Genomic DNA, 16,915 nt, shown 5'->3' on the forward strand with positions numbered 1-16,915 from the left:
TCAATTAAACAAATACTTAAAGTTAATAAAAATATTTATATTGTCTTTAAAATCATTTAAAAAATATTTCTAATGCGCACTTAATATGCTATAAATAATAAAAATATAAAATAAAAAATAACATAAAAGTGATTTTAATCACACAATAAAAAATTAAAGGGGTCTATTTAAATGAATCATTTAATAAATAAAAAATATCTGAACAATCATGTCATTCAAGCAATGATACAACACCATGACCACTTAACAGTTTTCAAAAAAAGTGTACTCAGTTTAAGTATTATTTTAATGTCTACAACCACATTAGCCATTCAAGTCATTGAAACAAATGGAAGCGGTGGTGCTATTAGAACGCCAAATGCTTCTGTCAATGAGGCAAACAGCAATAATGCAGAACTTAATAATCCTTATCGACCAATTGATTTACCTGTTTCTCAGGACAGTTATGGTGTTGCTTTAGGCACTAATGCAGATGCCAGTTCTGGTGCCTCAATCGTTATAGGAAGTAACTCTGCAACACAAGAAGGTTCTGGTTATAGAGGTAACTCTATAATTGTTGGGAGTGGCTCCTATGCTGCTGGTTGGTCAAATATGATTATTGGAAATAATTCGTATGCACATGGTGATGGTTCACAAGCTATTGGTCGCGAAGCCGTTGCAAATGCAGATAATGCACTAGCTCTTGGCACAACATCTGCTGCAACTGGTGATCGCTCTATTGCAATTGGTCAATCTGCCAATGCTTCTGGTTTTGCAGCAATTGCTGTAGGTTCATCAAATTCAAGTAATATTGGCTATGCAAATAATGCAGCAAATGCTTCTGGTAATTACTCACTTTCGTTAGGTTCTATGTCTACTTCAAGTGGCTCTAATAGTATTGCGATTGGTACTGATACACATGCAAGTTATAATTCATCACTTGCTGTAGGACAGAATTCTAGTGCTTCAGCCAATAATGCAGTTGCTCTTGGACAAAATTCTACAGCAAAAAATACAAGTGCTATCGCTTTTGGAGCAAATTCCACTGCAGAAGCAAACAATGGAATCGCAATTGGAAGTTCATCACATAGTGAAGGAAATAGCTCTGTTGCTATCGGAAGTAGTTCTTGGACAAATAATGATAGTAGTGTTGCCATTGGTCAAACTGCTTATGCCATTGGCACAAATGCTGTCGCTTTAGGTACAAATACTCAATCAACTGCTACCAATATAGTATTGCAATTGGGCAGTCTGCTGATGCTGTCGCTACCAGCGCCATCGCTTTTGGTGATAACTCTCTGTCTAATGCAACAAATAGTATTGCTGTAGGAACAGCCAGCCAAGCGACTGGGAATAGTGCTGTCGCTTTTGGAGATAGCGCTATTGCTAACTCTTCAAATAGCGTTGCGATTGGTAAAAACTCCCTTGCAACCAATAGTAATGCAACTGCTTTAGGTAGTTATACAACTGCTAGTGGAGTCAATAGTGTAGCTTTAGGAACATCATCGGTCGGCTCAGGAATACAGTCTGTTGCAATTGGAACTGCTGCAGTAGCAAATAGTGACAATAGTGTTGCCATTGGTCAAACCTCTCATGCCTACGGAAATAATTCATTGGCTTTAGGGACAAATTCAACTGCATATGCCAATAATACGATTGCGATTGGACAAGAAGCAGGTGCAACTGGTGTTAATGCTATTGCATTAGGAACGAATTCTACTGCAAATGGTATTGCAGGTGTTTCTCTTGGACAAGCATCCAGTGCAGTTGGTAACAATTCCGTTGCGATTGGACAAAATTCACTTGCAAATAGAACCAATGCTATTGCCTTAGGTGCAAATGCAACCACCACTACAGGTGCCACTCAAGTTGCTAGTGTTACCCAAAAAAATATTACTTTTGGAAACTTTGCTGGACAAGTTTCTGATGCGGGCATGCAAGTTTCAGTTGGTTCCGCTGGTGCAGAACGCCAATTAAAAAATGTCGGTTCAGGAAGTATTAGTGCAACCAGTACCGATGCGATTAATGGTAGCCAGCTCTATGCCACCAACAATGCTTTAGGTAATACAGCTAATAGCCTTGTACCAATTATTGGTGGAAATACCGTACTTAATCCAGATGGTTCAATTTCTACAGGGAATATTGGAAATACTGGAAAAAATAGTATTCATGAAGCCATTGCTGCTGCAAAAACCAAAGTCTCTCAGGGTAAAAATATAAAAGTGACCCCAACTATTAACTCTGATGGTAGTACCACCTATGAAGTTGCAACACAAGATGATGTTACTTTTAATTCAATCAATGTCGGTCCTGTAACCATTAACCAAGCTGGAATTAATGCAGGTAATACTAAAATCATCAATATTTCCAAGGGAGATATTTCATCCACCTCAAAAGATGCTGTTAATGGTTCACAACTTCATAATGTTGGAGACACCATTTATAACATTATTGGTGCAGGTGCAGATTTTGATGCAGGACAAGGACCCACTTTTATTGTTACAGAAAACTCATACTATACAATTGGTGATGCCATAGATGCTTTGGATCGTGAAGATAAACGTTTAGATAAAGATTTAGAAAAAGCTTCAAAATGGGCAAATGCAGGAATTGCATCTGCTATGGCTTTAGAGCCAGCTCCTCATCTCGCTGGAAAATGGACATATGCTATAGGTGCAGCACATCATTCTTCGGAAACTGGATTTGGAACAAATCTAAGAAAAACAGCAGATAATGGACGTTGGTCTATGACCATTGGTGTTACTGGAGCAACAGCTGGTCTACCTGGAGTTCGATTTGGAATGAGTGGTGTAATCAACTAATAAAAATATAAGAATAAATAAAAAATATAAATTAAATTGAGATATTAAAATGAAAAAGAAAATTCTAATCACAAGCCTATTCATGGGGTGGATGGCAATTTCTACAGCTTTAAGTGCTGATGAACCTATTGACTCAAATTCAGAACTCCACTTCCCTGAAATTAAAAAAAGTTACTTAAAACAAGTTCATCGTTATGAATACGATGATGTTGCTCGTCTAGACATTGAACTAACGAAAGATCAATTTAGACAGCTCCTTGGCAACCCTCATTTTAATGAAGGGCTCCTTTTTGAAAAAGTTTGGCACTATGTCCTCGATATTCGTATTCCCAATACTCAAACCTATAAACGTTGCCAACTCCGCATCGACTTTGATAAAAAATATTTAGCTAAACAACTCACTTGGAAATGTGAAGATTGTTCTAACTTTATTGAACCTAGCGTATCTAATGTTCCAGAGGTCGTACCTGTGGAGTTATCAACGCCTATTGCCGAACTAATGCCTGAACCAGTACTAAGCACTGAAAGAATCACATTAAATGGTGATGTCCTATTTAAATTTAATGGTTCTGATGTAGCAAGCTTATTACCTAAAGGCATTCAAAATTTAGAAAATATTTTATTTAATCTTCAAGATACCTATCGTCATGTAGAGAGCATTCGTGTGATTGGGCATACTGACCGCTTAGGAAGTACCCAATATAACCATGCACTCGGTTTAGCACGCGCTCAAACCATACAACAGTATTTAGTCAATCAAGGTGTGCCTGTCGAAGTCATGTCTTCTGATAGTTTAGGTGAAACAACTCCTGTGACTGATGGTTGTTATCATGAAAAAAATCTAAAACAACAAAAAATATGTTTACAACCAGACCGCCGAGTAGAGTTAGAAATTACTGGCGTAAAAAGATAATTAAAAAAAACAAAATTAAAATATTTTAAATTGGGGTTTTAAACATGGATAGAATCATAAGAAATGTACGTTCATCACATCATCAATATTTAGAATATACGACTGATCTTAGAGCACACATTTTTAAAATGAGTGTACTGGGCATGAGTATACTTTTTGCAAATTCTTCGGCTTTCGCTGAACGTGTAATACAAACAACTGATAGTGGCGGTGTTATATCATTTTCTATAAGAACAACTGATGCTACAGCCAATCCTGGTACTGTAAATCTTATAAACTGGATGAACCCAGCAACCCCAACCGGACTAACAGATACAAGTGATTATGCTCAAGCTATTGCTATTGGTTCAAATGCGAATGCTTTCGCAGCAGGATCAATTGTTATAGGAAGTGAATCTACTGCTACAAGTAATAGTGCCTTTAGTATTAACGGTTCCCACCCAAACCAAGGCGTTCATTTACTTATAGGACAAGGTACTTATGTGAATGGTAATAACCATGTAGCAATTGGTGCAAACTCCTTTGTAGACGGTGGTGAAGGTGCTGTTTCTATTGGTCGTGAATCAGTTGTATACGGTAATGCAGTCGCCATTGGGAATACAACCACATCTATTGGAACAAGTTCCGTCGCTTTAGGTCAATCATCAACAGCAACAGGACATGCATCATTTGCTTTAGGCTCTTCTACCAACTCTGGGCTTTATTATGGTAATGATGCTGCCAATGCCGCAGGAAATTATGCATTCACTATAGGCTCTCAATCTTCTGCAAATGGAACCAGCAGCCTTGCCGTCGGTCGGTCAGCACTAGCCTATGATAGTCATACGATAGCTGTAGGAAATGATGCTACGGCCGTTTCAGAATATAGTGTTGCTCTTGGAAAAGAAGCATATTCTGCCGGTACAAATGCACTTGCTTTGGGTGGTAATACCTCATCTACAGCAAGTGATAGTCTTGCTATTAGGCAATCAGCTCAGGCTTCTCATAATAATGCAACATCTATAGGCTATAGTTCTGTTGCTAGTGCATCAAATAGTATTGCTATTGGTCAATCGGCTTATGCCACAAATACAAATGCCACTGCTGCTGGTGCAAACTCAGTTGCAAATGGAAGTAATAGTTTTGCTATTGGCTCATCTGCCCAAGCTCTAAACTCTAATAGTCTTTCATTAGGTGATAGAGCTTATTCAAGTGGAATAAATAGCGTAGCAATGGGTACATCCTCTCAAGCGACTAACACTGGAGCACTTGCACTTGGTACAAGTGCTATTGCTAATTCATTAGAAAGTATTGCATTAGGTCAATCAAGCCAAGCCATTAATAGTAGAGCGACATCTATAGGAAATTCTGCTTTTGCGAGTGGTGTAGATAGCTTGGCAATAGGAAATGTAACTAGAGCCACCAGTAATAACTCTGTCGCAATAGGAGATAATACTCAAGCAAATAATATAAATGCTGTTGCAATTGGTGAATCGGCAAAAGCAAATGCAAATAATGCTTTAGCCTTGGGAAATAATGCAACAGCAAATGCCGAAAGCTCTATTGCAATGGGTATATCCTCTACAGCAAGTAATACTAATGCAATTGCTTTAGGTACAGGCTCACTTGCAAATAGCTCCAGCAGCATTGCTGTTGGTCAATCATCCCAAGCAACCGCAACAAATGCTACTGCGATTGGTCAAGGTGCAATTGCCAATAAAACAAATGCTGTTGCTTTAGGAGAAAATGCAACGACCAATACCAATGCTACCAAAGTTGCTAGCGTCACTCAAAAAGGCATTACTTTTGGAAACTTTGCAGGGCAAGTTTCTGATGTTGGAATGCAAGTTTCTTTTGGTGCTACAGGTGAAGAACGTCAACTAAAAAGTGTTGCTGCAGGAAATATTAGTGCTTCCAGTACCGATGCGATTAACGGTAGTCAACTTTATGCAACCAATAATGCCTTAGGTAATATGGCACTTAGCTTAGTTGATATTATTGGTGGAAGTACAATTCTTAATCCTGATGGTTCAATTTCCACTGGGAATATTGGAAATACTGGAAAAGATAACATTCATGAAGCTGTTGCTGCTGCAAAAACCAAAGTATCTGCAGGTAAAAATATACAAGTTACCCCGACTATTAATGCCGATGGAAGTACAACATATAACGTTGCAACTAAAGATGATGTTATTTTTAACTCTGTCAATATTGGTCCTCTTGTCATTAACCAAGAAGGAATAAATGCTGGTGATACAAAAATTATAAATGTCGCAGATGGAGATATTTCTCCAACATCCACGGATATGATTAATGGTTCTCAACTACATAATGTAGGAACAACAATTTATGACATTATTGGTGCAGGTTCTGATTTTGATGCAGGACGTGGTCCAACATTTATTGTTGCTGGAGACTCATATTATACGGTCGGTGATGCAATACATGCATTAGACCGAGAAGATAAACGCTTACAACAAGCAATTAATGATGCCGCAGATAAAGCATATGCAGGTATTGCTGCTGCAATGGCATTAGAATCAGCACCGTATATTGCAGGAAAATGGACTTATTCAGTAGGCGCAGCACATTTTGCATCAGAAACAGCTTTTGGTGCAACACTGAGAAAAACTTCAGACAATGGCCGTTGGTCTATGACAATTGGTGTTGCAGGAGCAAGTGAAGGAGATGCCAGCGTCCGATTTGGTATCAGCGCAATTACCAACTTATAAACACTCAGAATAAAATAAATAATCATGAGAAAATGAAAATGGAAAAAACAATCTTAATAATGAGCCTGATTATAGGATGGGGAACGTTTTCAGGAACAGTGAGTGCAAATGAACCCATAGACTCAAATGCTGAGCTATATTTTCCTGACATAAAGAAAAGTTACTTAAAACAAGTTCATCGATATGAATATAAAGATATTGCACGTTTAGAAATTGGTTTAACTAAAGATCAATTTAGACAACTATTAGGTAATCCACATTTTAATGAAGGACTGCTTTTTGAACATATTTGGCACTATGTTCTAGATATTCGTATTCCTCATACACAGACCTATAAACGCTGCCAACTCCGTATCGATTTCGACAAAAAATATTTAGCGGAGAAATTGACATGGAAAGGTGAAGATTGTGCTCACTTCATTGAACCAGAGCCTGCTATCGAGTCCGCTGAAAATACAATAAATCCTATGCAAGAAATAACAACAGAAAAAATTTCATTAGATCAAGATATCTTGTTCAAATTTAATGGTTCAACATTAGATAGTTTACTACCAGGAGGGATCCACAATTTAAATACAATATTATCGAGTATCGAACAACGCTATCAGCAGGTTAACTCTATTCATATCATAGGTCATACAGATCATATTGGTGATAGCACCAAAAATTATGCTCTAGGCTTAGCTCGTGCACAAACTATTCAACAGCACCTAATCAACCTGAATATTCCAGCAGAAATCATTACGTATAGTAGTTTAGGCGAAACTCGCCCACTGACCGATGGCTGTAATAACATTAAAAACTTAAGTCAGCGTAAAATTTGTTTGCAACCTGATCGTCGTGTCGACCTAGATGTCTCGGGCATTCTTAAATAATTATTATGCTCACTATGATTTTTAAAAGACTAGAAAAGAAATAAAGCCAGCTCTATGTTGGCTTTATTAAATCTCATTTATATATACAAACAGTTTAAAATAGCTAAAAATCAATATAAAAAAACATAATAAGATTGAAAGAGAAGAAAATACATTTGATCGAAAAATTAATAAATATGAGCAACAAGACATTGAACTAGAAAGAATGTATTTACCATAATTTTAAATATTATGAATACAGCATAAGTAGATAGATCAAAGAATATATTCAGTCATATTAATGCTTATGCTCAAATATTAGCTTCACCGCTAAACCTGCTAAAACTGTTCCCATTATCCATTTTTGTATTTTAATCCATTGTGGTTTTTTACTTAAAATTAAAGCCACATATCCCGCAGTAAATACAATTAAAGCATTCACTGAAATACTAATTATAATTTGTGTAAAGCCTAGTAAAACTGTTTGTAAAAATATAGTCCCCTGCTCAGGGCGAATAAATTGTGGTAATAACGATAGATACATGATAGCAATTTTAGGATTGAGTAAATTGGTTAAAAATCCCATCAAAAATAATTTTATCGCGCCATCTTCTTGTAATTTTTGTGGTTGAAAAAGAGACTTTGCACTTGGCTTAATTGCACTCCATGCTAACCACAGTAAATATATTGCACCGAGTATACGAATTGCATCATAAGCATAAGGAATCGCGAATAATAATGCACTAATTCCCAATGCAGCACACAGCATATAAAAGACAAAGCCTAAAACAACACCACTTAATGAAATGAGGCCAGCCTTTCTCCCCTGACAAATTGATCTTGAAATTAAATAGATCATATTTGGTCCAGGTGTAAGAACCATTAAAAAAGCAATAAATGCAAACCCAAGAATTTGATGAAAATCCACTTGAAGTCAATCTTTCAGTTAACTAAAAATATTTTATAACGAACAATGAAATAAGGATATTAAAATAAGAAGATTGAATGAGGAATATAAAAGAAATTGAAATTTTTATTATTTTTATTATTTTTATAGAAAAGAAGATGAAGCTTATGCTTGATCTTCTTGTTGACCGTAGAACCAAGTTGCTGCGATATACAAAGAAAAACCAATAACAGAGACAATGGCAGTAATCATAAATTTAAACTCTAACTTCGATAACGCCATTATGTAAAAGAAATATGACAACTTTATGACAAATATGACATCTACAATAAATATTTTAAATTAAATAAAATCAATTACTTATATTTATTAATTTTAAACAAATGATTAATTATTTTCCCTTATGTCATAATTTTCAATCAAATAAAAGATAATTTTTAGAAAATATGACAATAAATTAACAATAATGACAATACATTAAACTTTCGACCAAAGCTTGAGCAAAACACCCACAACTTACTCATTTTATCTTATAATTTAGCCCGCTAGCTAACAGCCCGCTCAAGAGATTTTTTGATATGACAACTATTATCAAGCAAGATGACTTGATCACATCGGTTAAAGATGCGCTTCAGTTCATTTCTTACTATCACCCACAAGACTTTATCCAAGCGATGAGTCGTGCGTATGACCGTGAAGAAAACAAAGCTGCAAAGGATGCAATTGCACAAATCTTAATTAACTCTCGTATGTGTGCAGAAGGACATCGTCCAATTTGCCAAGATACCGGTATCGTAAACGTATTCGTTGAAGTGGGCATGGATGTTAAATTTGATTTAACCATGAGCTTAGACGATGCAATTAACGAAGGTGTACGCCAAGGTTACTTAGAAAATACGAATGTGCTTCGTGCTTCTGTTCTTGCAGATCCTGCTTTTGGTCGTAAAAATACAAAAGACAATACACCTGCTGTGATTTACCACAAACTTGTTCCTGGTAATAAAGTTGATATTACTGTTGCAGCAAAAGGTGGTGGCTCAGAAAATAAATCTAAACTTGCAATGCTTAACCCATCAGACTCAATTGTAGATTGGGTGCTTAAAACTGTTCCAACCATGGGTGCAGGCTGGTGTCCACCAGGTATGCTCGGTATCGGTATTGGTGGTACTGCTGAAAAAGCTATGATGCTTGCAAAAGAAGCACTCATGGAAGAGATCAATATGGACGAATTACTTCGTCGTGGTCCACAAAACAAACTTGAAGAACTTCGTATTGAAATCTTCGAAAAAGTAAATGCGCTTGGTATTGGTGCACAAGGTCTTGGCGGTTTAACAACTGTTCTAGACATTAAAATTAAAGATTATCCATGTCACGCTGCTGGTAAACCAGTCGGTATGATTCCGAACTGTGCTGCAACTCGTCATGCACATTTCCAATTAGATGGCACAGGTCCAGCTTATATCCAAGCACCGAGCTTAGAAGATTATCCTTCTGTAACTTGGGATTCATCAACTTCTAAACGTGTTGACCTAGACAACATCACTCAAGAAGAAATGAATGCTTGGAAACCAGGTGATACACTTCTTCTTAACGGTACAATCTATACAGGCCGTGATGCTGCGCACAAACGTATGGTTGATATGCTAAATAATGGTGAAGAACTTCCTGTAGATCTTAAAGGTAAATTCATCTACTACGTTGGCCCTGTAGATCCTGTGGGTGATGAAGTCGTTGGTCCTGCGGGTCCTACAACTGCAACACGTATGGACAAATTCACTCGTCAAGTGCTTGAAGCAACAGGTATGTTCGGTATGATCGGTAAAGCGGATCGTGGTCCTGCTGCCGTTGAAGCAATCAAGGACAATAAAGCAACTTACTTAATGGCTGTTGGTGGTGCCGCATACTTAGTATCTAAAGCAATCCGCGAAGCTGAAGTTGTTGCATTTGCTGATCTTGGTATGGAAGCAATTTACAAATTTGTAGTAAAAGATATGCCTGTATCTGTAGCTGTTGATGTAAATGGTACGTCTGTACATGCAACTGCACCAAAAATTTGGCAAGCTAAAATTGGTAAAATTCCAGTCGTTGATGCTGCTGCAAAATAATGTAAATTAATTTACTAGATTCAAAAAAAGCACTCTATGATTAGAGTGCTTTTTTATATTGGAATATAAAATCACAATGAGTTTATTAAAGAAAATAGGTATTGGAAGTCTATGTATATTTGCGATAACTACCCATGCTCAACAACCTACCGAACAGCAAGTCACAAAGCTGATACAAGTAATGAATGTAGAACAATTATTACAAGAAACAGTTCAACAACTAAAACCACAATTTGACCAACAAGCAAATAGTGTTGTAAAAAGTATTGTGAAAAAAGAACAATTGTCTCCTGAACAACAGAAAATTGCAGATGAATTTGCAGAACATCTTTTTCAATATACATTGAATGCAATTGCATGGGACAAAATGAAACCAATTTATGAAAAAATATATAAAGATATTTATAACGAAAAAGAAGTACAAGCTCAGATAGACTTCTATTCATCAGCTATTGGTCAAGCTATTTTAAAAAAAACCCCTTTAGTTGCAGAAGAATCAATGAAATTGGTAAATCAACAATTAATGTCTACATTACAAAATTCTGAAAAAGAATTTATGGAAATAAATAAAAAGTTGAGCACGCTAAAATAATCAGACATATATTTTTTCTTTTTAAATAGAAAAACGTGGAAAGTAAACTTTCCACGTTTTTTCAAGATTATTTCAGGATCTAAGCAGATTTAGAATCTAAAATTTTCAAATCTACTTTTTCTTCCTCAACTTCTTCAGTTTTTACTTGACGCTCTGGTTTGAATTCTGGTTGTGCTTTATCGTTAATGACCGCAGCATTAACCACTACAGTACCAACATCTGTACGGCTTGGTAAATCATACATCGTTTCTAAAAGCGCATTTTCCAAAATTGAGCGTAAACCACGAGCACCTGTATTACGTTCCAACGCTTTCTTTGCAACTGCACGTAAAGCATCGTCTTCAAATACAAGATCAACATTTTCCATGTCAAATAAATATTCATATTGACGAGTTAATGCATTCTTAGGTTCAGTTAGAATTTGCATAAGCGCAGCTTCATCTAACTCTTCTAAAGTCGCAATTACTGGTAAACGACCAATAAATTCAGGAATTAATCCAAACTTCACTAAATCATTCGCTTCAACTTGACTAAATAATTCCGAAAGTTTTTTAGTCTCATCTTTATTACGAACTTCAGCAGTAAAACCAATACCACCTTTTTCTTGACGTTGTTGCACAATTTTCTCAAGACCTGAGAATGCACCACCACAAATAAATAAGATGTTAGCAGTATCAATTTGAATAAATTCTTGCTGAGGATGCTTACGCCCACCTTGTGGAGGAATTGACGCAACAGTTCCTTCAATCATTTTCAATAATGCTTGCTGAACGCCTTCACCAGAAACATCACGCGTAATTGATGGGTTTTCAGATTTACGTGTGATTTTATCAATCTCATCAATATAAATAATGCCTTTTTGGGCTTTATCTACATCGTAGTCGGCTTTTTGAAGAAGCTTCTGAACAATGTTTTCAACATCTTCGCCCACGTAACCAGCTTCAGTTAATGTTGTTGCATCTGCCATAGCAAATGGAACATCAAGTAAGCGAGCCAAAGTCTGTGCAAGTAATGTCTTACCTGAACCCGTTGGACCAACCAATAAAATATTACTTTTTGCAATTTCAACATTATCATCTTTTTTATGACCATCTTGACTTACTTTTAAGCGCTTATAATGGTTATAAACAGCAACAGATAAAGTTTTCTTTGCCACATCTTGCCCAATCACATATTGGTCAAGTGCTGCACGAATTTCATGTGGTTTTGGTAATGGCTTTGCTGCCCAATCACCTGTTTCCACTTGTTGACTGGTTTGAACTAAATCTAGGCATACGTCCACACATTCATTACAGATATATGCGTCCTCACCTGCAATCAGTTTCCCGACTTCAGACTGCGTTTTACCGCAAAATGAACAATGCTTTTGTCCTTGAGGATGTTCGGACATATTAACTCCAATAAATTAATTTTAAAGAGATGGACGTTTTGTTAACACTTCATCGACCAAACCATATTCTTTTGCCTGCTGTGCAGTCATAAAGTTATCACGATCTGTATCTTTAGCAACTTGTTCGTATTCTTGACCACTATGTTCAGCCATTAAACGATTCAAGCGCTCTTTAATAAATAAAATTTCACGAGCATGAATTTCAATATCAGATGCTTGTCCACGGAAGCCACCCAATGGTTGGTGAATCATAACACGTGCATTTTCTAGACAATAACGTTTACCTTTTGCACCTGCATTCAGTAAAAACGCGCCCATTGATGCTGCTTGCCCCATACAGTATGTCACAACATCTGGTTTAATAAATTGCATGGTATCGTAAATTGCCATACCTGCAGTTACAGAACCACCTGGTGAGTTAATATAAAGATGGATATCTTTTTCAGGGTTCTCTGCCTCTAAAAACAACATCTGTGCAACAATTAAGTTCGCCATGTTGTCTTCAACTTCGCCTGTTAAGAAAATAACACGCTCTCGTAGCAGACGAGAATAAATATCAAAAGAACGTTCGCCACGAGAAGATTGCTCTACGACTACCGGTACCAAAGCGTTTTCAATTGTTGGAACATACATATGTTTATCTATTCCTAATTTTTTGTGAGTTCACCCATACTTACAATATGAGGGATAATGACTAAAATTGCAAAAGGTTCCCCATCAATTCTTTGATATTTTTTACATAATATTTGTGAATTTAAATGCAATTCTTTTCATTTTAGGGAATAAAAATGGCGCTTAAAAGCGCCATTTTTACCACAACTTAGTAATTAGCCTTGTTGACGAGCTTGTTGCTCTTTCAACAAATCTTCATAACTAACTGTTTTTTCAGTTACTTTTGCAGAATTCAAGATAAAATCTACAACTTGATCTTCTAACACAACACCCTCAATTTGAGCACGTTGTTGTTTATCATTGTTAAAGTAAGCAATTACTTCTGTTGGATCTTCATAAGAAGAAGCCATTTCTTCGATGTATGCGTCAACACGAGCTGCATCAACTTCAATTTTAGCATCAGCTAAAACTTTGCTTACTAATACGCCAAGTTTAACTGCTTTTTCAGCTTGTTCTTTGAACAAGTCATCTGGAAGCATGCTTGAATCAAACGCTTTAGCACCTTGAGCACCAAATTGTTGAGTGAATTGTTGAATCATTTGTTGACGTTGACGGTCAATTTCTTGAGCCAACATAGAAGCTGGAATTTCAACTTCGTTTGCAGCTACAAGTGCATCAAAAGTTGCACCTTTAACTTGGTTACGAAGACCATTCTTCACTTCACGTTCCATATTTTTACGAACGTCAGCTTTTAACTTCTCAACGCCTTCTTCTTCAGTTAAACCAAAGATTTTTAAGAATTCAGCATCAATTTCAGGAAGCTTTTGTTTCTCAACCAATTTAACATTGATTTTGAATTGAGCTGTTTTACCAGCAAGGTTTTCAGCTTGATAATCTTCAGGGAAAGTTACATCAATAACTTTCTCTTCGCCTTTCTTCATACCGATGATGCCATCTTCGAAGCCAGGGATCATACGGTTAGAACCCAATACTAATTTAAAGTCTTGAGCAGCACCGCCTTCAAATTTTTCGCCATCAATAGAACCTTCGAAATCAAAAGTTACTTGCATGTCTTTTTTAGCCATGCCTTTTGTTTCAGCCCATGAAGCACGTTGCTTTTGAAGATTTTCGATCATTTGATCTACATCTTTATCAGTCACTTCTGTTGATTTACGTTCAACTTCCAAACCTTCGAATTTAGCTTCGACTTCTGGATAAACTTCAACAGTAGCTTCAAAAACTAAAGCATCATCTTTCATTTCAGTTTTTTCGATGTTTGGCATACCAACAGCATTGATTTTCTCTTGCTGGATTGCTTCGAAAACTGTGTCACGAATAATATCGTTTACAACTTCTTGGTAAATACCCGCGCCATATTCACGACGTACAACATTTACAGGCACTTTACCTTGACGGAAGCCGTTAATCTTCACAGTTTTGGCAGTGCGTTTCAAGCGAGCTTCAAACTGCTCGTTAATACGGCTCGTCGGTACAGAAACATTTAAACGACGGGCAACGCCCGAAACCGCTTCAGAAGTTACTTGCATGGCTTCCTCTATATATTTAGTAATAACAGTTTTATAAAAAGTGCCACATTATATGACAACATTTGAAGATATACAAAATAACCTCATCATCTTCGTTAAAAATGTTGTAAACATAATAATTTTGTATACATTTTCTACATGATATTTATACCACAGCTTTACAATATCAAAATTTATTCTATATTTCTTTTCTTCTAATCTCTCTATCTTATCCCAACCATTTTACTTGGGATTAAAAAATGCCATTTATTACACAAAAATTATTCAACATAACTATATTTAGTCTTACAACAACATCTGTATTCGCAACATCAACAGCTATTCAAACCTCACCTTCAGAGATTCACCAACTTTCGCCCATTATTGTTTCAGCATCTGGCTTTGAACAAAGTTTAAAGGATGCTCCTGCAAGTATTAGCTTGATTACTAAAGAAGATATTGAAAAGAAAAATGCGACAACAATTGCGGACTTACTTACAGATATTCCAGGTGTTGATGTCCGTAACGGTGTTGGCAAAACATCTGCGCTTAACATCAATATTCGAGGTATGAAATCTGCTAATACCTTAATTTTAATTGATGGTCGTCGGCAAACAACTTCTATAGATGTTACTCCAAATGCTTTTGGTGAAGTTGCTACTGCTTTTTTACCTCCTCTGTCTGTAATTGAACGTATAGAAGTAATTCGTGGTCCTATGTCAACGTTATATGGTTCTGATGCGATTGGTGGAGTCATTAATATTATTACTAAAAAAGTAACAGATGAATGGCGTGGCAATATCACGTTAAGTGGCAATGCTATGGAAAATCGTGCTGAAGCAGACTCATGGAAAACAAGTTTTGCTCTCAATGGTCCTATTGTTCCAAATAAACTTGGTATGCAATTACGTGGTAGTTATTTTAATCGAGGTACTTCTGATCGTGTTTTTGGAACAAAAGGAATAGATCCACGTCCACATAAAGCACATCAATATGAAATTGGCAATAAATTCAACTACACAATCAATGATCAAAATAATGTATGGATGGATGTGTTTTTCGCTAAACAATTTTATAAAAATGATGAAAACCGTCTAGGTACTGTCGATACGAAAAAACAAGCTTATGGTTATAAAGATGAATTAGAATTTACCCGACAACAATTTGCCATTGGTCATGAAGGTGAATATGACTTTGGGCAATGGAAAACTTACATTAGCCAAATTGAAACAGAGACTAAAGGTCGTACCCTTCCAAGTGAAGCGTTAAGAAATGGACGGCGTAATCCACTTTCTGGTCAGGATCGTACGTTAAAAAATACAGATGTAATTATTGATAGTCATATTATTCATACCCTAGATACTCATAAATTTACGCTTGGTTCCGAATTTAAAGACTTAACTATTCAAGATAATATTGTTGAAAATGGTTCACATAAATTTAATAAAAAATCATGGTCTATTTATGCTGAAGATGAATGGAGTTTAAAAGATAATTTAATCTTCACTTATGGTACTCGTTATGAACGACATAGTAGTTTTGGTGGAAAATTTAGTCCACGTGCATATTTAGTTTGGAATGCAAATGATCTTTTAACAATAAAAGGAGGTATAAGTACGGGATATAAAGTTCCTTCCCCCAAAGAGCTACATGATGGCTTAATCAATTTTGGTGGACAAGGTACTATTCCAACAATTGGTAATTCAAAATTAAAACCCGAAACCTCAGTAAATTACGAACTTGGTTTGAATTTCCAACCGACAGATCAACTTAACTTTACAGCAACTGCATTTCATAACGTCGTGAGCAATGCCATTGTATCCGACCGAACTTTATGTTCTTTATCCCAAGCCTGTTTAAATTCTTATCCTAATACCAAGGCCAATGCTCTTTTCAATCAAAAATACAACTCAGTTGAAGCGCAAGTTAATGGCTTAGAAACTTCCCTAGAATATAAAATTATTCCTGAATGGGAGATTAAAGCAGCATATACCTTTATGAAAACAGAAATTACCAAAGGAAAAAATAAAGGTGGTTACTATACTAATGTACCTCGCCATGCATTTAATTTAACCTCAACATGGCATATCCATGATGATTTCAATCTTTGGTTACAGCATGAATATAAGTCAAGCAGAACTCGTTTTCCAAGTACACCTATTGCACCTAAATCTGGTTTAGGTTCTAGTGACTATGAAGAGTACAAATTATTTGGTAATTCATTTGCTGGTTATAGTGTATTTAACTTAGGTGCAAGCTATTCTATCAATAAAGATCTACGTCTTAATGTTGCTGTAAATAACTTATTAAACAAAGATTTTACTGAAGGCAGTAAAACCTACGCTTATAAAGATGCAAAAGGCAAAATTCAACAAACAACAAGTTATAAATACTTTGATATTGATAAAAAAACCAATGGAACTTTCATATCAGGACGAAATTACTGGCTTTCATTATCTTATGATTTCTAAATTTAATCTGAACTTAGTGCCGTTTTCATGGTA

Annotated in this window: 11 protein-coding genes and 2 pseudogenes; 9 read left to right on the forward strand and 4 right to left on the reverse strand. The window is 36.1% G+C overall.

Annotated elements, in window-relative coordinates:
- Positions 1-171: 171 nt before the first annotated feature.
- The 6 genes and pseudogenes from AOY20_RS01700 (at position 172) to AOY20_RS01720 (ending at position 7,300) form a co-directional block, all read left to right on the forward strand.
- On the forward strand, positions 172-1,308 hold the full coding sequence (locus AOY20_RS01700; protein ID WP_054580271.1) for a hypothetical protein: 1,137 nt from the start codon (positions 172-174) through the stop codon (positions 1,306-1,308).
- Positions 1,221-2,438, forward strand: a pseudogene (locus tag AOY20_RS14875) (hypothetical protein); the annotation flags it as partial. The gene AOY20_RS01700 and the pseudogene AOY20_RS14875, both read left to right, overlap by 88 nt.
- A gap of 132 nt (positions 2,439-2,570) precedes the next feature.
- A pseudogene (locus tag AOY20_RS15230) lies at positions 2,571-2,801 on the forward strand (hypothetical protein); the annotation flags it as partial.
- Positions 2,802-2,850: 49 nt separating this feature from the next.
- Positions 2,851-3,714, forward strand: coding sequence for an OmpA family protein (locus AOY20_RS01710; protein ID WP_081403334.1), 864 nt, complete (start codon positions 2,851-2,853; stop codon positions 3,712-3,714).
- A 44-nt stretch (positions 3,715-3,758) separates the two neighbouring features.
- On the forward strand, positions 3,759-6,425 hold the full coding sequence (locus AOY20_RS01715; protein ID WP_054580274.1) for a YadA-like family protein: 2,667 nt from the start codon (positions 3,759-3,761) through the stop codon (positions 6,423-6,425).
- A gap of 38 nt (positions 6,426-6,463) precedes the next feature.
- Positions 6,464-7,300 carry an OmpA family protein gene (locus AOY20_RS01720; protein WP_054580275.1) on the forward strand — a complete coding sequence of 279 codons (837 nt, stop codon included), beginning with the start codon at positions 6,464-6,466 and terminating at the stop codon, positions 7,298-7,300.
- A gap of 277 nt (positions 7,301-7,577) precedes the next feature.
- On the opposite strand, the gene AOY20_RS01725 is transcribed toward AOY20_RS01720, so the two are convergent.
- On the reverse strand, positions 7,578-8,162 hold the full coding sequence (locus tag AOY20_RS01725) for a LysE family translocator (RefSeq protein WP_054582515.1): 585 nt from the start codon (positions 8,160-8,162) through the stop codon (positions 7,578-7,580).
- Positions 8,163-8,764: 602 nt separating this feature from the next.
- On the opposite strand from AOY20_RS01725, the gene AOY20_RS01730 reads away from it, so the two are divergent.
- Positions 8,765-10,291 (forward strand): fumarate hydratase, encoded by a 1,527-nt coding sequence (locus AOY20_RS01730; protein WP_054580276.1) that lies wholly within the window; start codon positions 8,765-8,767, stop codon positions 10,289-10,291.
- Positions 10,292-10,367: 76 nt separating this feature from the next.
- Positions 10,368-10,883 carry a DUF2059 domain-containing protein gene (locus AOY20_RS01735; protein WP_054580277.1) on the forward strand — a complete coding sequence of 172 codons (516 nt, stop codon included), beginning with the start codon at positions 10,368-10,370 and terminating at the stop codon, positions 10,881-10,883.
- 79 nt (positions 10,884-10,962) lie between these two features.
- On the opposite strand, the gene clpX is transcribed toward AOY20_RS01735, so the two are convergent.
- From clpX to tig, 3 genes are all read right to left on the reverse strand, one after another.
- Positions 10,963-12,273, reverse strand: coding sequence for an ATP-dependent Clp protease ATP-binding subunit ClpX (gene clpX, locus AOY20_RS01740; protein WP_054580278.1), 1,311 nt, complete (start codon positions 12,271-12,273; stop codon positions 10,963-10,965).
- A 21-nt stretch (positions 12,274-12,294) separates the two neighbouring features.
- Positions 12,295-12,906 (reverse strand): ATP-dependent Clp endopeptidase proteolytic subunit ClpP, encoded by a 612-nt coding sequence (gene clpP / locus AOY20_RS01745; protein WP_054580279.1) that lies wholly within the window; start codon positions 12,904-12,906, stop codon positions 12,295-12,297.
- Positions 12,907-13,100: 194 nt separating this feature from the next.
- Entirely contained in the window at positions 13,101-14,432 is a 1,332-nt protein-coding gene (gene tig, locus AOY20_RS01750; protein ID WP_054580280.1) for a trigger factor, read from the reverse strand.
- A 239-nt stretch (positions 14,433-14,671) separates the two neighbouring features.
- Between tig and AOY20_RS01755 the strand changes: the two genes are divergently transcribed.
- Positions 14,672-16,882: a TonB-dependent receptor domain-containing protein gene (locus tag AOY20_RS01755; protein WP_054580281.1), complete on the forward strand. Its 2,211-nt coding sequence runs from the start codon at positions 14,672-14,674 to the stop codon at positions 16,880-16,882.
- Positions 16,883-16,915 lie beyond the last annotated feature (33 nt).

Source organism: Acinetobacter equi, from assembly GCF_001307195.1.
Lineage (GTDB): Bacteria > Pseudomonadota > Gammaproteobacteria > Pseudomonadales > Moraxellaceae > Acinetobacter > Acinetobacter equi.